We start from the raw sequence: 24,138 nt of genomic DNA, 5'->3' as shown, positions 1-24,138 counted from the left end.
GCCCCCACGTCGAGGTCGTTCACGGGCATTCCGGGAACGACGAAGGGGCGGATGCCGCAGCATCCGCCCCTTCGTTCGAGTGGCTTAGAGCGCCTCGATGATGGCGCGCATCAGGTCGGCGGTCTCGGACGGGGTCTTCCCGACCTTGACGCCGGCGGCCTCGAGGGCCTCCTTCTTGGCCTGCGCGGTGCCCGCCGAGCCCGAGACGATGGCGCCGGCGTGGCCCATGGTCTTGCCCTCGGGAGCGGTGAAGCCGGCGACGTAACCCACGACGGGCTTCGTCACGTGCGCCTTGATGTAGTCGGCCGCGCGCTCCTCGGCGTCGCCGCCGATCTCGCCGATCATGACGATGGCCTTGGTCTCGGGGTCGGCCTCGAACGCCTCGAGGGCGTCGATGTGCGTCGTGCCGATGACCGGGTCGCCGCCGATGCCGATGGCCGTCGAGAAGCCGAGGTCACGGAGCTCGAACATCATCTGGTATGTCAGCGTGCCCGACTTCGACACGAGGCCGATGGGGCCCTTGCCGGTGATGTTCGCGGGCGTGATGCCGACGAGCGCCTCGCCGGGCGTGATGATGCCGGGGCAGTTCGGACCGATGATGCGGGTCTTGTTGCCCTTGCTCTTCGCGTAGGCCCACGCCTCGGCGGTGTCGCCGACGGGCACACCCTCGGTGATGACGACGAGCAGCGGGATCTCGGCGTCGATCGCCTCGATCATGGCATCCTTCGTGAAGGCGGGCGGCACGAACGCGATGGAGACGTCCGCGCCGGTCTTCTCGATGGCCTCGGCGACCGAGCCGAAGACGGGGAGGTCGACCTCGCCCTCGTGCGGCTTCTCGTGAGTGACGGTCGTGCCGGCCTTGCGGGCGTTGACGCCGCCGACGACGTTCGTCCCGGCCTTCAGCATGAGGGCGGTGTGCTTGGTGCCCTCACCGCCGGTGATGCCCTGGACGATGACCTTGGAGTCCTTGTTGAGGTAGATAGACATGTCTGTTGTCCCTGTGTCTCGGTAGTCTCGGCGCGTCTCAGGCGTTCGCCAGCTCGGCGGCCTTGTCGGCGCCCTCGTCCATACCCGAGGCGAGCGTGACGAGCGGGTGGTTGGCCTCTGCGAGGATCGCACGACCCTCCTCGACCTGGTTGCCGTCGAGGCGGACGACGAGCGGCTTGGTGGCCGCGTCGCCCAGGATCTCCAGGGCCTTCACGATGCCCTCGGCGACGGCGACGCACGACGTGATGCCGCCGAAGACGTTGACGAAGACGCTCTTGACCTGCTCGTCACCGAGGATGACGTCGAGACCCGAGGCCATGACCTGCGCGTTCGCGCCGCCGCCGATGTCGAGGAAGTTGGCGGGCTTGACGCCGCCGTGGTTCTCGCCGGCGTAAGCGACGACGTCGAGGGTCGACATGACCAGGCCCGCGCCGTTGCCGATGATGCCGACCTGACCGTCGAGCTTGACGTAGTTGAGGCCGGATGCCTTCGCCTTCGCCTCGAGCGGGTCGGCGGCGCCCTTGTCCTCGAGCTCTTCGTGCTCGGGGTGGCGCACCTCGCTGGCGTTGTCGTCGAGCGACACCTTGCCGTCGAGGGCGACGATGTCGCCGGCGCCGGTGCGGACGAGCGGGTTGACCTCGACGAGCGTCGCGCCCTCGCCCTTGTAGACGTCGTAGAGCTTCACGAACACGTCCGAGACCTTCTCGACGAGGTCCTCAGGGAAGTTCGCGGCCTTCGCGATCTCGACGGCCTTGGCCTTGTCGATGCCCTGCAGCGGGTCGACCTCGATGCGCGCGAGCGCCTCGGGGCGCTCAACGGCGAGCTCCTCGATCTCCATGCCGCCCTCGACCGAGCAGAGGCTCAGGTAGGAGCGGTTCGAGCGGTCGAGCAGCACCGAGAAGTAGAACTCCTCGGCGATGTCGGCGCCCTGGGCGACCATCACGCGCTGGACGACGTGGCCCTTGATGTCGAGGCCGAGGATGGCCTCGGCTGCCGCGTAGGCCTCGTCGGGGGTCTTGGCGACCTTGACGCCGCCGGCCTTGCCGCGACCTCCGGTCTTGACCTGAGCCTTGACGACGACGACACCGCCGATCTTCTCGGCAGCCGCCTTCGCCTCCTCAGGGGTGTCGGCGATGATGCCGGCGAGCACCGGCACCTCGTACTTCTCGAACAGGTCTCGTGCCTGGTACTCGTAAAGGTCCACTGCAATCCTTCGCTGGGCGACGGTGGGGGTGACGGGCGCCGAATTATCTCGATGTCGAGAGATCGCCCGGTCGAAAAGCCTACTACCCGCGCCTGAGTGCCCCGCGCGGGAGCACCCTCGTTCGGCGGGGGCGCGTTCAGCGCTCGAGTGCGGCGCGCCAGACCCGCCGGTGCCGCTCGACGTACGCCGTCACGTTCCGCCAGTGCGCGCCGTGCCCGTCCGCGAACATCGACGACCACGGCTCGGTGCCGCCCTCGTGCGATGTCCGGAGGAGGTCGTACATCGCGGCGGTCCGCTGCGCCATCGCCTCGGGCAGTTCGCGGCGGAGCCGAGCCTCGGCGCCGTAACCGTCGACGAAGGCGGCGAGTCCGCGCGCCGCCTCCGCGGCGACGACCGAGGTGTCGTTGAGCGTGAACGCCTGCGCGGCATAGGCGAGGTCCCACAGCCGTGTACTGGGGGCGGCCGCATCCCAGTCGATGAAGACCCACCGGTCTTCGCCGACGACGAGGTTCCACGGGGCGAGGTCGTTGTGGCACACGAGCTCGGCGCCGGGCGCCGGGATCGCGGTCTCCCAGACGGCGTCGGCGGGTACCGCATACGCGGCGCTCGCGTCGTGGATGGCCCGCACCATCGCGCCCACGCGCCGCAACTCGCCCGCCGACATCGGCCCGCGCCCGATCGCGAGCTCACCGGGGACGTACTCCAGGATCTGCCGCCCGGCATCGTCCCGCCCGCGCTGTTCGGGCGCGTCGACACCCGCCGCTCGCAGCGCCTGCACGTAGGCGATGACGCTCGGCGTCGACGCCGTCCACGGCTTGCGCACCGTGTCGCCGATGCGGACGACGGCCCCGCTCGCGTTGCCGCCCGCGAGGGGCTCTTCGTGCGGCATCCGTCAGATCCAGCCGCGTTCGCGCGCCGTGATCGCCGCCTGCTGGCGGGTCGCGAGGCCGAGCTTGCCGAGGATCGACGACACGTGGTTGCGGACGGTGCCGGCGGAGAGGTGGAGGGATGCCGCGATGTCGGCGATCGTCTCGCCGCGGGCGCCGGCCCGCAGCACGTCGAGCTCGCGGTCGGTGAGCGGGGAGCGTTCGTCGCTGAGGGCGTCGGCGGCGATCTCGGGGTCGACGTACCGGCGGCCGGCGGCGACCTCGCGGATGACGGCGGCGACGTCGCCTGCGGGCCGGGACTTCGGCACGAAGCCGTCGACCCCCGCGCCGAGCGCACGGCGCAGCACCCCCGGACGCACGGCGGGTGACGGCGTCGCCCCCGACGACGCCGACCCGGTGGCCGATGCCCTCGAGCCCCGCGCCCGCGCCGATGGTCGAGCCGGGCCCGGGGTCGTTCGCGGCGGTCAGCCGCCAGTACTGTCCCGCGCGCTCGAGACCGAGCCGCGCCCACCGGCCGCCGCCGTGCTTGAGCACGTTGGTCGTGCATTCGCGGACGACCGGCCCCAGCAGGTCGGCGGGAGCGGATGCCGCATCCGCGGCGACGTCGAGGGTGACCTCCAGACCGGCCGCACGCAGCAGGTCCGCCGCGTTGGCGAGTTCGTCGGGCAGCGGCACCCCGCGGAAGCGGCCGGCGAGCGACCGGGTGCCCTCGCGCGCCTCGTCGACGGACGCGCGCGCGAGCGCGATCCGGTGCGCGGCGGCATCCGGGTCGCGTCCGATCATGCGCTCGGCGAGTTCGAGCTGCAGCGCGATCACCTGCAGGTGGTGCCCCTGCAGGTCGTGCAGTTCGCCCGCCAGACGCAGGCGTTCCTGCATCGCGGCGAGCCGCGCCTCGGTCCGCCGCGCGCGGTCGAGTTCGAGGACGACGTCCCACGACCAGAGCGAGAGCGCCTGCATCGCGGGCAGGCTGAGCGCGAAGAACGCGGGCAGGAAGGCGTCGCTGCCCCCCGACGCCCGACTGAGTTCGACGACCCACAGGACGGCGAGGGCGACCTCGAGCAGCACGACACCGCGCCAGCGGATGCCGGGGGCCCACCGGACGAGGCAGAGGACCGTGCCGACGAGCGCCGCCCCCAGCAGCGCCGAGGCCGACACGAGGCCGACGCCGACTGATGCGAGCACCCCGGCGACGACGGGCAGCGACAGGAAGCGCCGACCGCCGGACGGACGGTCGGTGTCATCGAGGTCGCCGTCGCGGCGGTAGCGGGCGAGCAGCGCGATCGTCGTCACGACGACGACGGTCGACAAGCCGAGGAACCCCACGAGCGTGACGGGGTCGCGCCAGCCGCCGCGCGCGACGAGGACGATGACACCCCACACCAGCAGCGCACCGATGAGGAAGAACACCATCGAGGACGCGATGTACCACCCGGTCGCAGTGACCCCGCGGGCGAGGGAGACGGCGGTGCGCGTCGGGGTCGGGTCGGGGCTGGTCACGCGGCCACAGTACGACCATGACGAATGTCACCCCTCGGGTCATCGGATCTCCCGGCGCGAGGTGACGCCGCAGCACTGCCGCCGCCACCGCATCCTCGGTGGGATGGGAACACGGCGATACGAGATCCGGTCGCCGCATCCGAGAGGACATCATGTCGAACCCCGTCTCCGACCTCGTCGCCGGTTTCCAGGACCTCGTCGCGCAGGTGCCCGACCTCGTGCAGCCGCTCATCGTGGCCCTGGCGGGCGCCGTCCCCTTCATCGAGGGCGAGGGCGCAGCCGCGATCGGCATCATCGGCGGCATCCACCCCGTCGTCGCCGCGCTCGCCGGCGCCGCGGGCAACTTCCTCTGCGTCGCCATCGTCGTGCTCGCCACCGCCCGCGTGCGCACCGCCGTCACCACCCGTGCCGGAGCGTCCGAGAAGCCCGTGTCGGCGCGCTCCGAGAAGTTCCAGAAGGCGTACCACCGTTACGGCACACCCGGGGTGAGCCTGCTCGGCCCGCTCATCCTGCCCACCCAGTTCACCGCGGCCGCCCTCAAAGGCACCGGTGTGCCGACGCGCACCGTGCTCTTCTGGCAGGGCCTCGCGATCGTGCTGTGGACCACCCTCGTCACCCTCATCATCACCGGGGTGATCGCCGCGGCCGGCTGAGTCAGTCCACGCGTCGGAGGCCTCGCGATGCGGGGCCTTCGATGCGTTCCCCGGATGCCGTGAACCGCGACGCGTGCAGCGGACAGTCCCACGTGCACTCGAGGTCGTTCCACTCGAGGACCCCGCCGAGATGCGGGCACACGGCGCTCACCGCGCGGGTCTCGCCCCCGGTCGTCGAGATCCCGACGGGACGGCCGCCGCGCTGCGCGACCACGCCCTCCCCCTCGGCCGGCTGCGGCACCGGGACGGCCTCGGCCTCGGCGGCGGCCCATCCCTTCGCCGCCGCGAGCCCGACCTTCGCGTTCTCGACCGCGCCCTGTGCGATGTCGGCGGGCATCGTCAGACGCGTGCCGATCTGCGTCATCCACCGCGGCCGGTCACGCCAGCTCTCGCCACGCAGCTCGCTGACGATGCGCAGCGCCGCCGCGGGCGCGTTCGTCAGCCCCCACTTGGCATAGCCGGTCGCGAAACGGACGCGGCCGAGCGAGCGCGGCATCGCGCCGATGAACGGGATGCGGTTGTGCGAGACGTAGTCCTGCGCCGACCACCGGTGGGTCTCCTCCCCCACCGGCAGCGTCTGCTGCGCCCACTGCGACAGCTCATCGAGCATCGCGCGCTCCGACGCGGTGCGTCCGACGGGGTGGCCGGCTCCGCCGACCACGATCTGCGCGACGTCGGAGGGTCCGTCGCCGGGGAGGATCGTGCGCACCGAACGGGTCGGCTCGTCGGCGGAGAGGTACATGCCGTCGGGCAGCGGAGCGGTGAGGGTGAACGAGACGCAGGCCGACCGCATCCCGCTCACCTTCGCCCAGTAGAGGCCGCGGTCGAGGATCGGGATGCCGGTGGCCACCACGACCTGCGAGGCGAAGAGCGGCCCCCGGTCGGTCTCCACCCGCGGCTCGGGGAAGACCTTCACCCCGCGCACATGGACGCCGAGATGGAGGGTCCCGCCCGCGGCGACGAACGCGTCGGCGAGCGCCGCGAGCAGCTGCATCGGATCGACGGCGCGCTGGTCGTCGAGCGCGACCGCGGCCACCATCGGCACGGCCGCCTCGCGGAGCTCGGCGTCGTCGACGAGGCGCACCGCGAGGCCCGCCTCGCGCGCGGCGTCGTACTCCTTCACGACCGAGCGCCGGCCCTCGTCGCCCTGGGCGTAGGTGTAGGCGGTGCGTGAGGTGAGCGGCACGCCGAGACGGTCGGCGGTGTCCGTCATCCACGCGAAGCCGTCGCGGTTCGCTTCGGCGTAGGCCCGGACGAGGGATGCCGGGTGCCCCGACCGCAGCGACGAGAGCGTCGTCCCCTGCAGCAGCGACACCTTGCCGGTGTTCGACCCCGACGCGAGTTCGCCGACGCCGCCGCGCTCGACGAGGGCGACGTCGACGCCGGACCGCGCGAGCTCGTACGCGGTCGCGAGTCCCGTGAGTCCCGCACCGACGACGACCACCTCGTGGCGACTGCCGGGGGTGAAGGGGATGCCGGGGGACTCGGAGGGGTGCTGCTTCCACAGGGAGGACATGGGCCGAGTCAACGATGTCGCGTCGCCGACGGCACAGGCCTTGACAGACGGCCGCCGGACTAGGCTTCCCTCCATGGCCGACGACCTCCGTCCCACGGGCAGCACAGTGGTGGCCGCCGCGCTCGCGCTGTTCGCCGAGCACGGCTACGAGCAGACCTCGGTCGAGCAGATCGCCCAGTCGGCCGGCGTCTCGCGATCGACGTTCTTCCGGCAGTTCGGCGGCAAGGACGACGTCGTCTTCGCCGACCACGAGGTCCTGCTCGAGATGCTCCGCACGTATCTCGCCGAGACCCACGAGAACCCGTGGGCGGCGGTGTGCGAGGCATCGGTGCAGGTGTACCGCCACTTCGCCGCCGACCCCGAGGTCGCCCGGCGCCGCTACGCCGTCGTCCGTCAGGTACCGTCGCTTCGCGACCGCGAGATCGTGACCGTCTTCCGTTACGAGCGACTCTTCGACGACTACCTGCGACGCTCGGTCCCCGGGCTCGACCCCGTCGACGCCGTGGCCTTCGCCGCGGCGGTGACCGCCGTGCACAACCATGTGCTGCGTCGACTGCTGCGCGGATCGAAGCGGGTCCCCGCCGCCGTCCTCGAGTCCGCCTACGACGAGCTGCTCCGCCGCTTCGGTGTGCACCCCGACCCCGAGCCGCCGGCGGCGGACGACATCGTCGTCGCGACGTTCCCCCGACGGATGCCGCCCGCCGAGGTCGCACGTCGGCTCGGCTCCCTCCGGTGACACCGAGAGCCTGATACGCCGTTCCACCCTCGGTGGAACTGGATGCCAACCCGGCGTATCCTGGCGCGATGACCACTCCCCTGCCCGGCGGCGCCTCGGGCCGTTACGACGTGCTCGGCCCCCTCGACACCGACTACTACGCCGTCTTCGCCGACATCCCGGGCGCCGACCGGGACGTGTGGCAGCGGACGCGGGCCTTCGTCGACGAGGTCGGCGACCGGATGCGCGACGCGTGGGACACCGCCGAGTACCCGCTCGACATCGCCCGGCGCTTCGGCGAGCTCGACCTGCTGAACGACGGGATCGACCACCCGCGGCTCACCCGGTTCTCGCCCCTCGCCGCGGGCCTCGTCAACATGGAGATCTCGCGCGGCGACGGATCCCTCGGCACGGTCCTCGCCGTCCAGGGCGGGCTGGCGCTGCGCACCCTCGCCCTCTTCGGCAGCGACGAGCAGCAGGAGCGCTGGCTGACTCCCATCGCCCGCTTCGAGGTGCCCGCCGCCTTCGCCCTGACCGAACCCGACCACGGCTCCGACTCCGTGTCGCTCGAGACCGTCGCCCGCCGCGACGGCGACGAGTGGGTCATCCGCGGCGCGAAGAAGTGGATCGGCAACGGCGCCTCGGGCGGCATCACCTTCGTGTGGGCGCGGGTCGACGCCGAGGGCGACGAGCACCACGGCAATGTGCGCTGCTTCCTCGTGGAGCAGGACCGGCCCGGCTACACCGGCACCGTGATCGCGGGCAAGGCGTCGCTGCGCGGCATCCATCAGGCTCACATCGCTTTCGACGACGTGCGCGTGCCCGCGGACGCCGTCCTCCCCGGCACGAAGACGTTCAAGGATGCCTCGACCGTGCTGTACGCGACGCGGTCCGGCGTGGCGTGGTCGGCGCTCGGCCACGCGACGGCCTGCTACGAGACGGCGCTGCAGTACGCGCAGCAGCGGGTGCAGTTCGGCAAGCCCCTCGCCCGGTTCCAGATGGTGCAGGAGCGTCTCGCGCACATGCTCGAGGACCTCACCGCGATGCAGCTCTACTGCCGGCGCCTCGCCGACCTCGAAACCGCCGGCGGGCTGCGCCCCACGCAGGCGTCGCTCGCGAAGTTCCACAACACGCGTGCCGCACGGCGGGTCGCCGCGACGGCACGCGACCTGCTGGGCGGCAACGGCATCCTGCTCGAGAACGGGGTCATGCAGCACATGGCCGACATCGAGGCGATCCACACGTACGAGGGCACCGAGTCGGTGCAGGCGCTGCTGCTCGGTCGCGACATCACCGGCGTGAGCGCGTTCGCCTGACCCGTCGCCGCAACCCCGTTCCGGCGGCCCGACGGGCGGGGCAGGATGGGCCGCATGTACGAGATCCCCGCGCCGATGCTCGCGAAGTCCGTCCCCGGCATCCCCGATCCGGGAAAGACCGCCGGCGGCCTGCTCTACGAACCGAAATGGGACGGCTTCCGCGCCCTCATCGGCTGGGACGGGTCCGAGGTCGAGATCGGGTCGCGCGGCTCGAAGCCGCTTACGCGCTACTTCCCCGAGCTCGTCGACGCGATCTCCCGTCTCGTGCCCGAGCCGTGCCTGCTCGACGGCGAGATCGTCGTCGCCGACGGCGAGCCGGGCGCGCAGCGGCTGCAGTGGGAGCAGCTGTCGCAGCGCATCCACCCCGCTGCCTCGCGGGTCGCGATGCTGAGCGAGACCACCCCCGCCATGTTCGTGGCGTTCGACCTGCTCGCCCGCGGCGAGCGCGACCTGCGCGAGGAGCCGTTCGCCGAGCGGCGGATGCAGCTCGAGGACCTGCTGGGCGGTGTGCCGCATCCGATCCACCTCACCCGCACGACGGACGACCCGACCGTCGCCGAGCGGTGGCTCGCGGAGTTCGAAGGCGCCGGACTCGACGGCGTCGTCGCAAAACCGCTCGCCCTCCCCTACGCGCCGGGCAAACGCACGATGTTCAAGATCAAGCACGCGCGCACGGCCGACGTCGTCGCGGTGGGCTACCGCATCCACAAGAGCGGTCAGGGAGTGGGCTCGCTGCTCGTCGGGCTCTATGACGGCGACGGGCACCTGCATCAGGTGGGTGGCGTGGCGGCGTGGAGCAACGCCCGCCGGCTCGAACTGATCGACGAGCTCGCACCGCTGGTCGTCCGCAACGAGGACGGTGACGCGGTGACCGGCCAGTCCGACCGATCCCGCTTCACCGCCTCGAAGGACACCTCGTTCGTGCGTCTGCGACCCGAGCGGGTGCTCGAAGTGGCCTACGACCAGCTCGAGGGCGACCGCTTCCGCCACACCGTGCAGTTCCAGCGGTGGCGTCCCGAGCGCGACGCCCGCTCGTGCACGTTCGACCAGCTCGAGACCGTGACCGCGTACGACCTGGCCGACGTCCTCAGCTGAGTCAAGGGCCCTCACCGGAGACAGCCGGTCGATAGGGTCGCTGCATGGGCCTGTTCTTCTCCTCCTCCCGCACGGTGCGACCCGATGAGAACAAGCCATTGCTGGTGACCTCAGCCGGCAAGCCCGGCAGCATGTGGTCCGACGGCTTCGGCACCCTCGCGACCCGGTCGCTGCAGGTGATCATCGTCGGCGTGATCGCGACGGCGCTCATCCTCGGGATGCTGCAGCTCACCGTCGTGGTCATCCCGGTGCTCCTCGCCCTCATCGTCGCCTCGGCGGCGGCGCCTCTCATGGCCTGGCTGCGTCGCCGCGGCATCCCGTCGGTCTTCGCGACGATCCTCACGCTGCTCGCGTTCGTCGTCGTGCTCGGCGGGATCGGCTGGCTGGTCGTCAACGCCGTCCGCGACCAGTTCGACGACCTGTCGAAGAAGGCGCAGGACGGGTTCCAGAGCGTGCTCGCCTGGGCCGAGTCTCTGCCGTTCGACATCGACCAGAAACAGATCGACGAGTGGGTCGGCAACGCCACCGACTTCCTCACGAGCGCGCAGTTCGGGTCGGGCGCGCTCGCCGGAGTGAGCGCGGTCGCCAACTTCCTGACCGGGCTCGTCCTGATGATCGTGACGCTGTTCTTCTTCCTGAAGGACGGCCCGCAGCTCTGGGAGTTCCTCATCCGCCCCTTCCGCGGATCGGACTACGAGCGCGCCGTACGAGTCGGCCACAAGGCCGTGCAGACCTTCGGCGCCTACCTCCGGGGAACGGCGGCCGTTGCGGCGGTGGACGCGGTCGGCATCACGATCGGTCTCCTGGTCCTGCAGATCCCGCTCGCCCTCCCGCTCGGCGCACTCGTGTTCGTCCTCGCGTTCATTCCCATCGTGGGAGCGACGGTCGCCGGGATCCTGGCGGCGCTGGTCGCCCTCGTGACGAACGGCCTCATCGCAGCGATCTGGGTCGTCGTGATCGTCGTGGCGGTGAACCAGCTCGAAGGCAACTTCCTGCAGCCCTTCCTCATGGGACGGTCCATGAAGCTGCACGCCTTCGCGGTGCTCATCGCCCTGACGATCGGCACCGTGCTCGGCGGCATCGTCGGCGCGATCCTCGCCGTGCCGCTCACGGCGGCCGTGTGGGGCATCATCCAGGTGTGGGACGGGCCGAACACGCCCGCCCGGTGGGCACGACGCAAACAACCCATCGAGGAGAAGGCCGACACGGTCACGGCGGGCACGCCCCGGACCGCCGACTGAGCGTCAGTCCTTCTTCGCGCGCGACGGCTGCACCCGCGGCGGCTCGCCCGGCATCTTGGGGAACTCCGGCGGGAACGGCAGCTCGCCCAGGCCCGCCTCGAGATCGCGCTGCCACCACTCGAGCAGCGTGTCGATGCGTCCGGGCGAGTCCTGCAACCCCTCCCAGGGGTCCCCGCTGTCCGCCAGCCTCTCGGGCACGGTCCGCACGGTGAACGCGGTCGGGTCGACGCCGTCGGCGAGCTCATCCCACGTGATCGGGGTCGCGACCGTCGCGCCCGGCAGCGCGCGCGGACTGTAGGCGCCGGCCATCGTGCGATCGCGGTTGGCCTGGTTGAAGTCGACGAAGATGCGCTCGCCGCGCTCCTCCTTCCACCAATTCGTGGTGACCCGGTCCGGCATCCGCCGTTCCAGCTCGCGACCCGCGGCGATCACGGCGTGGCGGACGTCGAGGAACTCGTGCGTCGGCTCGATGGGACAGAAGACGTGGAGGCCGCGATTGCCGCTCGTCTTCAGCCAGGGCTCGAGCTCGGCCTCGCGCAGCACCTCGCGCAGCACGGGTGCGACGGCGGCGGCATCCGCGAAATCCGTCCCGGGTTGCGGGTCGAGATCGATGCGCAGTTCGACCGGGTTGTCGGTGTCGGACGCGAGGGAGGCCCACGGGTGGAAGACGACGGTGTTCATCTGCACGGCCCAGACGGCCGCGGCGATCTCGCCGAGCACCACCTGCGGGTGCCGGCGTCCGCTGTTGTAGGTGCACATCACCTGGTCGACGTAGTCCGGAGTCCCCTTCGGCGGGTTCTTCGAGAAGAAGCTGTCGCCGTCGACCGTGTCGGGGAACCGTTCGAGCGACACCGGGCGGTGCCCGTTCGCGCGCAGGAACGGGACCTCGACGGTGAGGAGGTACTCGGCGAGTTCGTGCTTCGTGATCCCCGCCTCGGGGAAGACGACCCGGTTGGGGCTCGAGAGCGAGAGCTCCCTGCCTCCGGGCAACTGCAGGGTGATCCGCTCCGACGCCATGCGCCCCACCCTAGGGGCGGACTCGGGGTCGGGACAGGGGCTTGCTCAGGCCTTGTCGCCGTCGGTGTCGGCAGCGGCGTCGACGGCTTCCGCCGCGTCGGCGATCGTGATGAGCGCATCCAGCTCGGCGCGCTCGATGCGGATCCACGGGCCGGCGGGGTCGATGAGGAATCCGTCGAGGCCCGATTCGCTCTTGAGCGCGGCGCCCAGCTGGGCGGCCGTGAGCGGCATGGGCTGGTCCTCGCGACGCAGGGTCAGCACCTCGAGCGGGTGCGAGAAGACCTGCAGGTAGCGGCCGCCCTCGGCCGAGCGGGCCTCCGCGACGCCCATCCCCTGACCGTCGGCTCGCGGGCCTGCCGCGATCCAGGCGCCGCGCGCGACGAGCGCGTCGACGACGGCGCGGGCGGTCTCGTCGGTACGCGGGCCGGCGAGGAGATTCTTGATCGTGAACTCGGGGTCGGCCTGGTCGAGGCTGCGCTGGATGAGGCCCGTCGGCAGGACGATGCGGCGGCCGGGGCCGGCGTGGTCGAAGACGATGCCGTCGTACCCGGCGTCGATGACGTTGCGGAGCACACGCTGCGACGGCTGGGCCAGGATCGACGTGCTCTGCGCCTCGTCGCCGAGCCCCGCCTGCAGCGCGGCCGCCCCCGTGTAGGCGAGCAGGAACTTCTTGTCGTTCACGATCGAGATCGCGAGGCGCAGCGGCTCACCGGCAGCGGCCTGGGCGCGAGCGTCGCCGAGGATGCGCAGGTACAGGGTGCCCTGCAGCGCCTGGCGCATGACGGCGAGGATCGCGGCGTTGTCGACCTCTTCGGGGACTTCCTGCAGCACCGTGCTGAGCAGGGTGTTGTCGGGCATCCCGGGACGGCTCTCGCTCGGGGCGGGCGCGGTCTCGGGGGTCTTCGGCAGACGCTCCGGCTCGGGGGCCGGGCGCGGGACGGGCTTGCCGTAGGTCGAGACCGAGATCGGCACGTGGGGCACCGGCTCGGCATCCGTGTCTTCGCCCTGTTCGGCGGCGACGGCGGCGTTGACGTCCTGCTGCACCTCGTCGACGTCGGCCTGCGCGTCGACGGGGACCTCGCCCTTCGGGTCGGAGTCCTTCTTCGGGCGGCGGGAGAACAGGGCCATTGCTTCAGGGTACGCGGGATGCGGGCGGCCGGACGTTCCTCACAGCTTGGTGATGGGCGCGACCTTGATCAGCAGCTTTTTCGGACCCGCGGTGTCGAAGCGCACGTGCGCGACGCGCTTCGCGCCTTCGCCGGTGACCATGTCGACCTTGCCTTCGCCGAAATCGTCGTGACGGATGCGGTCGCCCGCCGCGAGTTCCATGTCGCCGTTGTCGCGGATCTTCGCCGGGATGCGGTTGGCGAACTTCGCGAGCGCGTCGGACTTCTCACGGGGCGGCAGCGGCACGAGGTCGTCCCCGTAGCGGTTCGAGCCGCCGAATCGCGAGCCGGACCGACCGTTGAGCGCCCGTGACTGCGTCCCGCCGCGCGAGTTCACGTCGCCGGGCGACTGCCGCCAGTCGATGAGCTCGTGCGGGATCTCCTGCAGGAAGCGGCTCGGCATCGCCGCAGACACCTCGCCGAACTGCGCGCGGGTCATCGCCAACGAGAGGTGCAGACGCTTGCGGGCGCGGGTGAGCGCGACGTAGAACAAACGCCGCTCCTCCTGCGGCCCGCCGGGCTCCCCCGCCGAGATGCGGTGCGGGATGAGGTCCTCCTCGACACCGGTGACGAACACGGCGTCGAACTCGAGGCCCTTCGCGGTGTGCATCGTCATGAGCGAGACCGAACCGCTGGCGTCGTCGAGGTCGTCGGCATCCGACACCAGGGTCACCTCGGTGAGGAAGTCGAGTAGCGTGCCGTCGGGGTTGTTGCGGGCGAACTCGCGCGTGACCGCGACAAGCTCGTCGAGGTTCTCGACGCGGGCCTCGTCCTGCGGGTCCTTCGACATGCGCAGGGCGTCGTAGTAGCCGGACTTGTTCAGCAGGACGTGGAGCCCCTCGGTCACCGACGTCGACGGCGCGATCTCGCCCGAGCTCGGCAGCATGATCTCGGATGCCTCGGCGAGGACCGCGTCGAGGTCGGCGATCGCCTTCTGCACCTTCGCGCCGACGCCGAGTGCGGAGGAGTTCGCGAGCGCGTCGCGGAAAGTGATCCCCTCGGATGCCGCATAGCGGGCGATCGCGGTCTCGGTGACGTCGCCGATGCCGCGGCGGGGTTTGTTGAGTATGCGGCGCACCGCCATCTCGTCGGCGGGGTTCGCGACCGAGACGAGGTAGGCCAGCGCGTCCTTGATCTCGGCGCGCTCGTAGAACTTCGTGCCGCCCATGATCTTGTACGGGACGGCCGAGCGGATGAAGATCTCCTCGAGCGCACGGGACTGCGAGTTGGTGCGGTAGAACACCGCCATCTGCGCGTAATCGACGCCCTTGCGGTGCAGCGCTTCGATCTCGTCGGCCACGAACTGCGCCTCGTCGTGCTGCGAGTAGCCGGTGAAGCCGATGATCGGGTCGCCGTCGCCGACGTCGGTCCACAGCTTCTTGTCCTTGCGGTCGAAGTTGTGGCCGATGACGGCGTTGGCGGCCGACAGGATGTTCTGCGTCGAGCGGTAGTTCTGCTCGAGGAGCACGACCTTCGCGCCGGGGAAGTCGCGCTCGAACTCGCTGATGTTGCGGATGTCCGCCCCGCGGAAGGCGTAGATCGACTGGTCGGAGTCGCCGACGACGGTGAGCGACGCTCCCTCGACCTCAGGCGCCTCATCGGGCTCGAAGATCATCATGCCGCCGCTGGAGAAGGCGTCACCGGCCTTGCCGACGACGGGCCGGGTCAGTTCGTGGATGAGCGCGTACTGGGCGTGGTTCGTGTCCTGGTACTCGTCGACGAGGATGTGCCGGAACCTCTTGCGGTAGACGTCGGCGACGTGCGGGAACGCGCGGAACAGGTAGACGGTCTGCGCGATCAGGTCGTCGAAGTCGAACGCGTTCGCCTTCTGCAGCGAGCGCTGGTAGTCGGCGAAGATGTCGACGAAGACGCGCTCGGCGGGGTCGCTCATGTTCGCCTGGCGCGCGTAGGACTCGGCATCCGCCAACTCGTTCTTGAGCTTGGAGATACGACCCTGAACGGCCGCGGGGGTGAAGCCGAACGAGTCGCCCTCGTGCTCTTTCACGAGGCGCTTGATGAGGGCGCGGGAATCGCCCGAGTCGTAGATCGTGAAGCTCTTCGTGAAGCCGAATTGGTCGGCCTCGCGGCGCAGGATGCGCACGCAGGCGGAGTGGAAGGTCGAGATCCACATGCCTTGGGCGCTCTCGCCGACGAGCTGCCGCACGCGCTCGCGCATCTCACCCGCGGCCTTGTTCGTGAAGGTGATGGCGAGGATCTGGCTGGGGTACGCCTCCCGTGTGCGCAGCAGCGACGCGATGCGCCGAGTCAAAACGCTCGTCTTGCCCGAGCCGGCGCCGGCGATGATCAGCAGCGCCGGACCGCGGTGGATGACGGCCTCGCGCTGCGGCGGGTTGAGCCCTGCCAGCAGGTCCTCGTCGGGTCGGGAATCGCCGGCGGGGCGGGACGCTCCGGCGCCGACGATCACGGGCTTGATGGAGTCGCTCATGTCCCCACGAGTCTACGTTCGCCCACCGACATCGATCCGCGGCTCACGCCGACGGGCGTCGCTCCCTGCGCAGGATCCAGACGTTGCCGTCGTCGGTCTCGTGACGCAGTTCGTCGAGGGCGGCGAGCGCGAGCGCGAGGCCCCGTCCCGATTCGGCGTCCGCGCCGGGCATGGTCACCTGATCGAGCCGGATCAGGGCGGGATCGGCGTCGTCGGACATGACGGCGACCAGCTCGGTGTCGTCGGCCGACAGCCGGATCGACACGGTCGGACGCTCGTCACCCGCGGCATGTTCGACGACGTTCGTCGCGACCTCGCTCACGGCGAGGGCGAACAGCATCCGGTCCTCGTCCGTGACGCCGGGGGCGTCCCGCCAGATCTGATCCAGGGCATCGTGGACCGCATCGACCAGCGCCAGCTCAGCCGGGCCGATGACCTCTCGGACGACCGGATCACTGCCCATCGAACGCGGCTTCCGCCTTCGGGTATGCCCGAAGGACCCGGTCGAGGTTCGTCAGTGTCAGGACGCGGGCCACGGCCGGGGGGACGTCCGCGATTCGGAGGTCACCGTCGGCGAGCCGAGCCGCCTTCAACCCACCGATCAGGGCCCCGATGCCGGAGGAGTCGATGAACTCCGTGCGGGAGAGGTCGACGACGACCCGCGCCGAGCGGGCCGCGATCGCGTCGTCGACGGCGTCTCGGAAGCGGGCCACACCGGGCGCGGTGAGTCGTCCCTCGACCGCGACGACGGCGTACCCGTCGGCGGGTGTCACGGTGATGTCCACGGAGGCTCCTTCTGTTCGATGGATGCGGTGGGTTCCGCCGCGGCGACGGGCGGCTGAAAGCCCTGATACCGAGCGGCTTGGATGAGCACGCTGAGGACGACGAGGTCGTACCCGACCCAGATGGTGTTGACGAGGGTGCCGGTACCGTCGGCGGTGCCCGCGATGACGCGGCCGATCCCCACGATGGTCGCGATGGCGAGCAGGACCATCGCCGTCAGTTGCGGCCAGATCTCGCGCCAGGGCGGTCCGCCGGCCGCGCGACCGTCCTTGCGCGTCACGACGAAATCGAGGGACTTCCCGAGCACCACATTCGCGAACGCCGTGACGCACGCGGCGATCCACACGGGGAACAACGCGAGCGAGTACTGCTGACCGCGCCACGTCTTGATCCCCTTGGCGACGACCACGAAGAGGATCTGGTTGACGATGAAGTACGGCAGGAACCGGGCGAAGAAGTCGACGGACCACGCGGTCACCGGTAGGACGCCGAGGAGCAGATAGATGATCGGGGCCGCGAGGTAGATGACCGCGGCGAACCCGCTGAGATAGCTCCACATCGTGCCGAAGTACATCAGCCGCTGCCCGACCGAGAGACCCTTCTTGCGCAGCGGGTTGTCGCGCAGCAGGACCTGCATGGTGCCCTGGGCCCACCGCAGCCGCTGCTTCAGCATCGTGCGCAGGTCTTCAGGGGCGAGACCGCGGGCGAGGATCTCGTGGTGGTAGACGCTCTTCCAGCCCAGCGCGTGCAGCTGCATCGCCGTGGCCATGTCCTCGGTCACCGAGATGGTCGCGAGGGGTTGGATGGGCTGCGCCTCGCCGGGGCGATCGACGCGCACGGCTTCGACGAGGGCGTCGACGGCCGCGATCGTGGCAAGGGGCGACATCTCCCGCACCGACAGCGACTCGAGGGCGCTCTCGTCCACGACGAACGCGTCGAGCTCGGCATCGCGCTGAACCGCGAGCGCCGCGAGTTCGGCGACGTCCGCGCGGATGGCCGCCATGTCGGCGTCGACGAGGCGCCGCGATGCTGCCTGCACCTCCGCGTGGACGGCTGCGGTCACCTCCGCGATCGGACCGCCGAGGGCCAGCTCCGCCCGGGCCCGCTGCACCGCCTCGCCGAGCCGCCGGACCTCAGCGGTGACCTCCGGCGTCAGGGAGCGATCGGATGCCGCGCGTCGCAGCATCCGCTGGGACGCCTTCAGCGCAGTGACGACCGAGTCCTCGAGGTCGCGCACGTACCCGACGATGCCGAGCTGCATGAGCGCGTCGCGACGGAGGATCGCGTTGGACCCGCAGAAGAAGGCTGCGTTCCAGCCGTCCTTGCCCTGCTGGATCGGACCGTAGAACAGCGGCGCCTGACTCCCGAGGGGGTCCGCCTCGGCGACGTTGACGAACCACTGCGGCGTCTGCACGAGCGCGACCTGCGGGTCGTCGGCGAAGTAGCCGAGCGTGTTCTCGAGGATGAGCGGGTCGGGCACCTGGTCGGCATCCAGGATCAACAGGAACTCGCCATCGGTCTGCAGGAGGGCGTTGTTCAGATTGCCGGCTTTGGCGTGGCGCGGTTTGTCCGCCCAGTCGGCCGACCGGGTGAGATAGCCGATGCCGGCCTCGCGGGCTGCCTGCGCCAGATCGTCTCGCGCGCCGTCGTCGAGGATCCAGGTGTGGTGCGGATAGGTGATGCGCTTCGCTGCGAGGGCCGTCGCCATCACCATCTCGATCGGCTCGTTATAGGTCGTGATGAAGACGTCGACCGTCCCCTGCGGGGGCGACGTGGGACGCGGACGCTCCTTCGCCCGCCACATCGTCGCCGCGAACAGGATCGTGTCGACGAGGCTGTACGTTTCCGCTACCACCAGCGGCACGGCGATCCACCAGGCTTCCCAATTGACCGACGCGAGCCATCGCCAGAGCACGTAGTTGAGCCCCAGGAGCACCGACAGCAGGGCCAGCACGCGGATGGCGAGGAAACGCCCGCTCATGCGTCCCGCCGGACGACCATGAGGGTGACGTCGTCGGGGGCCTTCCGCTCGCGTGCGAGCGCGATGCCCTCGGCGACCGCACCCGCCGGACCCCGCTGGCGGAGTGCGCGCAGCACCTGACCGAAGGGGTCGTCGACGTCGAGGATGTCGAGGACGCCGTCGCTGCAGCACAGCAGGGCGTCGCCCGGCTCCAACCGCAGGCGCGCGGACGTGCGGGCATCCTCGATCCCCATCCCGAGCGGCAGACCGGTCGAACGCACGGGATGCCACGTGTCATCGGCCCGGACCACGAACGAGAGGGAGTGCCCGGCGTCGACGAGCTCGACGTCGCCCGTCGCGCCATCGACATCGGCGACGACGGCGGTGACGAACATGTGCAGATCGGCGAGGTCGTCCGAGACCTGGCGATCGAGGTCTTCGACGGCGGCGATCAACGGACGATCACGGGCGGTGCGCAGCGAGGCGCGCACACCTGCGGCGATGAGTCCGGCGCCGATCCCCTTGCCCATCACGTCGGCGAGGGTCAGCCGCAGCCGTCCCTCGTGCAGGTACCAGTCGTAGAGATCGCCCATGACGGAGCCGGAGGCGATCGCGTCGGCGGCGAGAGTGAAGCCGGCCACCTCGGGCGCGCGCTTCGGCAGGAGCGCGCGCTGCACTTCGCCGGCACGGTCGAACTCGTGCTCCCGCGCGATCTCCGACTGCACCCAGAGCGCCATCTCGCGCAGGAGCTCGCGCTGGGGTTCCGTGAGCGTCCGGGGTTTCGTGTCCAGGATGCAGAGGGTGCCGATGTGTTCGCCGCCCGGCGCCTCGAGGGGCTGGCCCGCGTAGAAGCGCAGGTGCGGATCGCCGACGACGAAGGGATTGCTTCGGAACTGCCCGTCGGATGCCGCGTCCTCGACGACGAGCATCGATCCCCGCTCGACCGTCGCGCCGCAGAAGGAGCCCTCGCGCGGGGCCTCGCGTTCCCCATCGAACCCCTGCTCGGAGAGTCGCCACTGCCGGTCGTCGTCCAGCAGCGTGACGCTCACCATCGGCACACCGAAGATCTCGCGGGCGAGCCGTGTGACGCGGTCGACACGCTCGTCCGTCGGGTGATCGAGGATGTCGAGCTGCTCGAGCGCGCGCTGCCTCGCCGCTTCGCGCGCCGCCGCATCCACGTCCACCGTCGTCATCCCCCCACTCTGATATGAGTCTCCTGTGCGTCGCAACCTGGTCAGGGCAGGGCGTCCGAGACCCGTATCGAGATGTCGGTCATCCGTCCCAGCGTCGCCGCCAGCCAGAGCCCCGGTTGGTCGTGCGTGTCGGTGGCCTCGTCGGGGGCGGGCAGCGACGCGCCGTAGGCGTCGATGTCGCGCCACGCGGCATCCGTCCGCGCCCCCGTCTCGGCGTCTCCCGGCGGCGTCGCGAGCAGGTCCGCGACGGACCTCATCGCCGTGGCGAGCGCCTGCGGATCGCCGTGCCGCTCGTCGAGCCGTTCGTGCTGCGCCAGGACGTCGAGCAGGTCGCGGGCGAGATACGTCGCGCGCTCGAGACCCCACCACCGCTGCGCGTTCTCGTCGTGCACACCGCCGACACCGCGGGCGCGGATGTTGGCGCGCTCGGACCGGGACGCCTCGTCGACGTCGGCGGACACCGCGATCGACAGTTCGGCGAGCGCCTCGCCGTCCTCGCGCAGCACCCCGGCGTCGGGCCGGCCCTGTGCCACGGAGTCCGCCGCACGGTCGAGCGCGGTGGCGACGGCGGCGCGCAGCTCGGACAACCGGTCGCGCGCCGACTGCAGGTACAGCGGCGGCACGAGCACGTAGTTCGCGACGACCCCCACGAGCACCCCGAAGGCCATCGTGGCGAGGTACGAGGACGAGAAACCGTCGGGATCGTTCTTGCTGAGCAGGAGGACGAAGAGCCCGGCCAGCGCCACCCAGTCCCGGCCGACACCGAGGGCACGGATGCCGCCGACCGCCACGCCGACCAGCACCACCGCACCGACGGCGACGATCCCCGGAGCGCCCGAGGCGACGATCGCGAGGCCTCCGAACCCGACCGCGATGCCGCAGGCCAGGCCGACGAGCGACTGGACGCCCGCGCGGGCGGAGTCCGCCACGGTCGGGTACATGCTGACGAGCACACCGAGGGGCGCGTAGTAGGAGTAGTCCGCGTCGGCGAACGGGACGAGGGGCGCGAAGAACCACGCCACCGCAGCCGCGACGGCGGTCTTGAGCGCGAGGATCAGTCGTCGCGGCGTGAACACGTCGCCTCCGGCCCGACGCACGCCGAGCGCGACCTGCGCCGCGGTGCGTCGAGGAAGCGAAGGGGCCATGCCGGAACCGTAGCCGCGCACACGCCACCCCCGCGGCCCCCTTGCGTCCACGGCGGCGGCGTCGTAGCCGTCGGCGTGCGGTGCATACACCAAACGAGCCCGGAGTCAAGCCGCCAGACCTGAATCCGTAGAGGTCATACCGTCGGACCGTCGCGCCGCAGGCGACGTACCGACGGGCCCGCCGCAGCCCGGAACACCCGCAGGAGTGGACGTGACCGAACCGCCCGCCGAACCGATCACCTCGGGGATGCTCGATGGGCGCTACGTCCTCGGGCCCTGCGTCGGTCAGGGCGGCATGGCGCGGGTGTACCGCGCCGAGGACGTCGTCCTGGGCCGTACCGTCGCGATCAAGATCATGCGCACCGAGTCGGAGCATCCCGCGACCCCGCCGCGCGCGCACACCGAGATGTCCCTGCTCGCGTCCCTGAACCACCCGTCCCTCGTCACGCTCTTCGACGCGAAGGTCGTCCCGGGCCAGCCCCAGTACCTCGTGATGGAGTTCGTCGAGGGCACGTCGCTTGCCGTCGCGCTGCAGGACGGCCCCCTGGATGCCTCCGAGACCGCCGGCATCGCCGCGGAACTCGCGTCGGGTCTCGACACGGTCCACCGTGCGGGCATCGTCCACCGCGACGTCAAGCCGTCGAACGTGCTGCTCGCCGCATCGACGGCGCCGGGGCGCAGATTCTGGCCGAAGCTCGCCGACTTCGGTGTCGCCTACCTCGCCGACAGCACACGGCATACGAGCCCCGGCACGGTCATCGGAACGGCCGCCTACCTCGCCCCCGAGCAGGTCCGCGGCGAACCCGCCGGTCCCCCCGCCGACGTCTACGCTCTCGGTCTGCTGCTGCTCGAGACGATCACGGGCGACCGGGCCTTCCCCGAGGCATCCGGGATCGGTCGTGTCATGGCTCGCCTCGTCGAGACCCCCGAGATCCCGGTGTGGCTCGGCCCTGAGTGGTCGGAGCTGATCGCGTCGATGATCGCGCGCGAGCCCGCCGACAGGCCGACCGCGGCGCAGGTGGCCTGCCGCGCCCGCTCACTCCCGCGCGACCTCGTCCGCCCGGCGCGGCCCGCCACCGTCACCCTCGACGAGGACACGCAGGCGTTCGACGCGATGACTGCGGCACCCGCGGTCGTCGGCGCGGCGTCCGCGCCGACCGCCCTGCAGGATCACGTCCCCCGCACCCGCCGCGCCTCGCGACCGGCACGTCGCACGCGGCGGATGCGCGTCTGGCTCCTCACCGGGGCGGCGACCGCCTTCGTCGCCGTCCACATCCTCGTCGGCGCTCTCTGGGCCGGCGGCACGCCGGGTGAGGCGCCCGCGCCCGAGCAGACGCTGACCGAGCCGACGACACCGGCCCCCGCCGAGCTCGTCGCGGACGACGACAGCGACTCCGCCGTCGTCACCGTCGATCAGCCCGACGACCAGGCGTCGACGAGGGACACCCCGACCGAGTCGGTCGCTCCCGCACAGCCCGCATCGGGCGTCGCTCCCGAGAACTCTCAAGACGCCGGTGACGAACCGAGCCAGCGGGCGCAGGACAAGGCGAACGAGAAGGCGAAGGAGCGCGCCGCGGACAACGCCGCCGTCCACGGGAAGACCCCGAACGTCGGCAAGGGTCAGGAGAACGCGAAGGACAAGGACAAGAACGGCAAGAACGACAACGCCAAAGGCAAGGGCGCGAAAGAATGAACGCGTCACACGGGGACACCTGACGTCATCCCGGGTCATGACCCGACCGCCGGTCGGAGCCTCGGGTTAGCGTGAGGTCATCGCGACGGTCCGGGTGGTCCCGGGCACCGGGTCATACCGGATGTGAAGCGGGTTCGACTCCCGCCGTCGCGTCGGAGGTCTGATCGATCGAATCGCGAGGTCGACCGACCTGGGCCTCGACCGGACAGCCTCTGTCAGTTCCCCTTCGTCAGATCCGGAGCGAGTCCTTCGGCGTCGAGTTCTACCCACAGTTCATCTGGAATGTCCGTCGTGCGCCTGTCGATGCTGCTCTCGACGTGCGCCTGACCCGTCTGGGCACGGACCGGATCGACATCGTCTACCTCCACGATCCCGACGACCATGAGGAGCAGACGACACGCGAGGCGCTGCCTGCCCTCCTCGATCTGCGCGCACAGGGTGTGATCCGTGCCGTCGGCGTCACGAAGCAGCCGGCGCCCGGAGGCGATCAGGACGCGGCGTACCGCTCGCCGACCGGGACCTCCCTGGCCAGCACATTGCCCGGCTGCGCGAGCGGGCACGCCCAGGCCGGGTCGTACGCGCACGACGGGTTGTAGGCGAAGTTCAGGTCGAGCACGATCGTGCCGGCCGCGGCATCCGTCCCGAGGTCCGCACCCTTGATCGTGTCGATCAGATAGCGTCCGCCGCCGTACGTCCCCCCGGCGACGCCGGCGAGGCCGTCACGGAGCGGGATGAAGACCCCGCCGCCGTAGGTCGTCAACCGCCAGACGTCGAGGCTGCCGACCTCCGGCAGGTCGACGACCGCGATGCGCTCGAACGGGACGACGCCGTCGGTGCCGGTCGGGAACTCGAATCCGCCGGGTTCCGCCTCGCGCAGCGGGACCTCGAACCGCCAGGCCGGGTCGTACGGCGCGACGGGCAGTCCCGCGAAGCCGTCGCGGTCCTCGGGGAGGAGGGGGCTGGCGGGATGCCGCGCGAACAGGTCGTCGCGCTCCGCCCGCCACCGGTCGTGCGCACGTCGCGGATCGCCGGCCGCCCGCACCTCCGCGTACAGGGCGAAGACGCGACGACGCCAGTCGGCGACCTCGAGAGCGGTGCGTGCCGGAGCGCTGGTCATGGCTTCAGGCTATGCGGCCGGCACTGTCTCCGGGCCGGATCCCGGCGTAACCTCGCCGGGAGGAGAATCATGCCCGCACCACGCGCCGCCCTCGCCGCAGCGATCCTGCTGTCGGCGCTCACCCTGGCCGCCTGCGCGACGGAAGGAACCTCGATGCCCTCCCCCGGCGACACGAGCGACACCAGCCCCTCCGCACGACCGCCGTTCCGCACGGCGAGCCCCGCCCCGCTCGGCCCGACCGGATCGCCGGCCGACCTCCCGCCGGCCAAGTGGGAGGCGATCGTCGCCGATCTCGCCGCGCGCGGAGTGGGCGGCGAGCCCGTCCTCGTGTCGGCGGAGCGGGTCGAGTTCTCGGACGGCTCGCTCGGGTGCCCCTCCCCCGGCATGTCCTACACGCAGGCGATCGTCGACGGATATCGCGTCGTCGTGCGGGCCGACGGCCGCACACTCGACTACCGCTTCGGGTCGGGTGACGAGCCCCGCCTCTGCGAGCGCTGACGACGGATG

The 24,138-nt window shown here is 71.0% G+C and carries 22 protein-coding genes and 2 pseudogenes; 8 read left to right on the top strand and 16 right to left on the bottom strand.

Annotation, left to right across the window (positions count from 1 at the left end; all coding sequences use genetic code 11):
- Nucleotides 1-84: 84 nt before the first annotated feature.
- The 5 genes and pseudogenes from sucD to AB0P29_RS06060 form a co-directional block, all read right to left on the bottom strand.
- Entirely contained in the window at nt 85-987 is a 903-nt protein-coding gene (gene sucD / locus AB0P29_RS06080; protein ID WP_064001264.1) for a succinate--CoA ligase subunit alpha, read from the bottom strand.
- A gap of 37 nt (nt 988-1,024) precedes the next feature.
- Nucleotides 1,025-2,191 carry an ADP-forming succinate--CoA ligase subunit beta gene (gene sucC / locus AB0P29_RS06075; protein WP_064001263.1) on the bottom strand — a complete coding sequence of 389 codons (1,167 nt, stop codon included), beginning with the start codon at nt 2,189-2,191 and terminating at the stop codon, nt 1,025-1,027.
- A gap of 136 nt (nt 2,192-2,327) precedes the next feature.
- Nucleotides 2,328-3,080 carry a phosphotransferase gene (locus AB0P29_RS06070; protein ID WP_363379074.1) on the bottom strand — a complete coding sequence of 251 codons (753 nt, stop codon included), beginning with the start codon at nt 3,078-3,080 and terminating at the stop codon, nt 2,328-2,330.
- A gap of 3 nt (nt 3,081-3,083) precedes the next feature.
- Nucleotides 3,084-3,434 (bottom strand): annotated as a pseudogene (locus AB0P29_RS06065) (response regulator transcription factor); the annotation flags it as partial.
- Nucleotides 3,435-3,813: 379 nt separating this feature from the next.
- Nucleotides 3,814-3,954, bottom strand: a pseudogene (locus AB0P29_RS06060) (histidine kinase); the annotation flags it as partial.
- A gap of 773 nt (nt 3,955-4,727) precedes the next feature.
- Between AB0P29_RS06060 and AB0P29_RS06055 the strand changes: the two are divergent.
- On the top strand, nt 4,728-5,228 hold the full coding sequence (locus tag AB0P29_RS06055) for a hypothetical protein (protein ID WP_064001259.1): 501 nt from the start codon (nt 4,728-4,730) through the stop codon (nt 5,226-5,228).
- A 1-nt stretch (nt 5,229) separates the two neighbouring features.
- On the opposite strand, the gene AB0P29_RS06050 is transcribed toward AB0P29_RS06055, so the two are convergent.
- Nucleotides 5,230-6,744 carry an FAD-dependent oxidoreductase gene (locus AB0P29_RS06050; RefSeq protein WP_253034959.1) on the bottom strand — a complete coding sequence of 505 codons (1,515 nt, stop codon included), beginning with the start codon at nt 6,742-6,744 and terminating at the stop codon, nt 5,230-5,232.
- A 73-nt stretch (nt 6,745-6,817) separates the two neighbouring features.
- Here AB0P29_RS06050 and AB0P29_RS06045 point away from each other — a divergent pair, with 73 nt between their 5' ends.
- From AB0P29_RS06045 to AB0P29_RS06030, 4 genes are all read left to right on the top strand, one after another.
- Complete coding sequence (locus AB0P29_RS06045) at nt 6,818-7,480, top strand: TetR/AcrR family transcriptional regulator (RefSeq protein WP_253034960.1); 663 nt, start codon at nt 6,818-6,820, stop codon at nt 7,478-7,480.
- Nucleotides 7,481-7,548: 68 nt separating this feature from the next.
- Nucleotides 7,549-8,775: an acyl-CoA dehydrogenase family protein gene (locus AB0P29_RS06040; protein ID WP_363379073.1), complete on the top strand. Its 1,227-nt coding sequence runs from the start codon at nt 7,549-7,551 to the stop codon at nt 8,773-8,775.
- Between the two features lie 54 nt (nt 8,776-8,829).
- Entirely contained in the window at nt 8,830-9,870 is a 1,041-nt protein-coding gene (locus AB0P29_RS06035; protein WP_363379072.1) for an ATP-dependent DNA ligase, read from the top strand.
- Between the two features lie 44 nt (nt 9,871-9,914).
- Nucleotides 9,915-11,111 carry an AI-2E family transporter gene (locus tag AB0P29_RS06030; RefSeq protein WP_363379071.1) on the top strand — a complete coding sequence of 399 codons (1,197 nt, stop codon included), beginning with the start codon at nt 9,915-9,917 and terminating at the stop codon, nt 11,109-11,111.
- A 3-nt stretch (nt 11,112-11,114) separates the two neighbouring features.
- On the opposite strand, the gene ligD is transcribed toward AB0P29_RS06030, so the two are convergent.
- The 8 genes from ligD to AB0P29_RS05990 are packed head-to-tail and all read right to left on the bottom strand — an operon-like array spanning nt 11,115 to nt 20,821.
- Entirely contained in the window at nt 11,115-12,128 is a 1,014-nt protein-coding gene (gene ligD, locus AB0P29_RS06025; RefSeq protein WP_363379070.1) for a non-homologous end-joining DNA ligase, read from the bottom strand.
- Between the two features lie 45 nt (nt 12,129-12,173).
- Nucleotides 12,174-13,256 (bottom strand): SseB family protein, encoded by a 1,083-nt coding sequence (locus AB0P29_RS06020; RefSeq protein ID WP_363379069.1) that lies wholly within the window; start codon nt 13,254-13,256, stop codon nt 12,174-12,176.
- Between the two features lie 39 nt (nt 13,257-13,295).
- Nucleotides 13,296-15,740: a UvrD-helicase domain-containing protein gene (locus tag AB0P29_RS06015; protein WP_064001251.1), complete on the bottom strand. Its 2,445-nt coding sequence runs from the start codon at nt 15,738-15,740 to the stop codon at nt 13,296-13,298.
- 43 nt (nt 15,741-15,783) lie between these two features.
- A complete protein-coding gene (locus AB0P29_RS06010; RefSeq protein ID WP_363379068.1) occupies nt 15,784-16,203 on the bottom strand; it encodes an ATP-binding protein in 420 nt (139 codons plus the stop codon).
- Nucleotides 16,193-16,525 carry an STAS domain-containing protein gene (locus AB0P29_RS06005; RefSeq protein ID WP_363379067.1) on the bottom strand — a complete coding sequence of 111 codons (333 nt, stop codon included), beginning with the start codon at nt 16,523-16,525 and terminating at the stop codon, nt 16,193-16,195. The genes AB0P29_RS06010 and AB0P29_RS06005 overlap by 11 nt, the downstream gene beginning before the upstream one ends.
- Nucleotides 16,510-18,504, bottom strand: coding sequence for a glycosyltransferase (locus AB0P29_RS06000; protein ID WP_363379066.1), 1,995 nt, complete (start codon nt 18,502-18,504; stop codon nt 16,510-16,512). The genes AB0P29_RS06005 and AB0P29_RS06000 overlap by 16 nt, the downstream gene beginning before the upstream one ends.
- Complete coding sequence (locus tag AB0P29_RS05995; RefSeq protein ID WP_363379065.1) at nt 18,501-19,676, bottom strand: GAF domain-containing SpoIIE family protein phosphatase; 1,176 nt, start codon at nt 19,674-19,676, stop codon at nt 18,501-18,503. The genes AB0P29_RS06000 and AB0P29_RS05995 overlap by 4 nt, the downstream gene beginning before the upstream one ends.
- Before the next feature lie 41 nt (nt 19,677-19,717).
- Nucleotides 19,718-20,821 carry an FUSC family protein gene (locus AB0P29_RS05990; RefSeq protein ID WP_359918269.1) on the bottom strand — a complete coding sequence of 368 codons (1,104 nt, stop codon included), beginning with the start codon at nt 20,819-20,821 and terminating at the stop codon, nt 19,718-19,720.
- A 211-nt stretch (nt 20,822-21,032) separates the two neighbouring features.
- Here AB0P29_RS05990 and AB0P29_RS05985 point away from each other — a divergent pair, with 211 nt between their 5' ends.
- Nucleotides 21,033-22,514 carry a protein kinase gene (locus AB0P29_RS05985; protein ID WP_363379064.1) on the top strand — a complete coding sequence of 494 codons (1,482 nt, stop codon included), beginning with the start codon at nt 21,033-21,035 and terminating at the stop codon, nt 22,512-22,514.
- A 215-nt stretch (nt 22,515-22,729) separates the two neighbouring features.
- Here the strand turns inward: AB0P29_RS05985 and AB0P29_RS05980 are convergent, their stop codons facing one another.
- On the bottom strand, nt 22,730-22,897 hold the full coding sequence (locus AB0P29_RS05980; protein WP_253034987.1) for a hypothetical protein: 168 nt from the start codon (nt 22,895-22,897) through the stop codon (nt 22,730-22,732).
- Between AB0P29_RS05980 and AB0P29_RS05975 the strand changes: the two genes are divergently transcribed.
- Nucleotides 22,832-23,110 (top strand): aldo/keto reductase, encoded by a 279-nt coding sequence (locus AB0P29_RS05975; RefSeq protein WP_363379063.1) that lies wholly within the window; start codon nt 22,832-22,834, stop codon nt 23,108-23,110. The genes AB0P29_RS05980 and AB0P29_RS05975 overlap by 66 nt on opposite strands.
- On the opposite strand, the gene AB0P29_RS05970 is transcribed toward AB0P29_RS05975, so the two are convergent.
- Entirely contained in the window at nt 23,002-23,631 is a 630-nt protein-coding gene (locus AB0P29_RS05970) for a DUF1684 domain-containing protein (protein WP_064001242.1), read from the bottom strand. The genes AB0P29_RS05975 and AB0P29_RS05970 overlap by 109 nt on opposite strands.
- 69 nt (nt 23,632-23,700) lie before the next feature.
- On the opposite strand from AB0P29_RS05970, the gene AB0P29_RS05965 reads away from it, so the two are divergent.
- Complete coding sequence (locus tag AB0P29_RS05965) at nt 23,701-24,129, top strand: hypothetical protein (protein ID WP_363379062.1); 429 nt, start codon at nt 23,701-23,703, stop codon at nt 24,127-24,129.
- Nucleotides 24,130-24,138 lie beyond the last annotated feature (9 nt).

Source organism: Microbacterium sp. NPDC080220, from assembly GCF_040686395.1.
GTDB lineage: Bacteria > Actinomycetota > Actinomycetes > Actinomycetales > Microbacteriaceae > Microbacterium > Microbacterium gawkjiense.
This window is presented reverse-complemented; position numbering and strand designations above follow the sequence as displayed.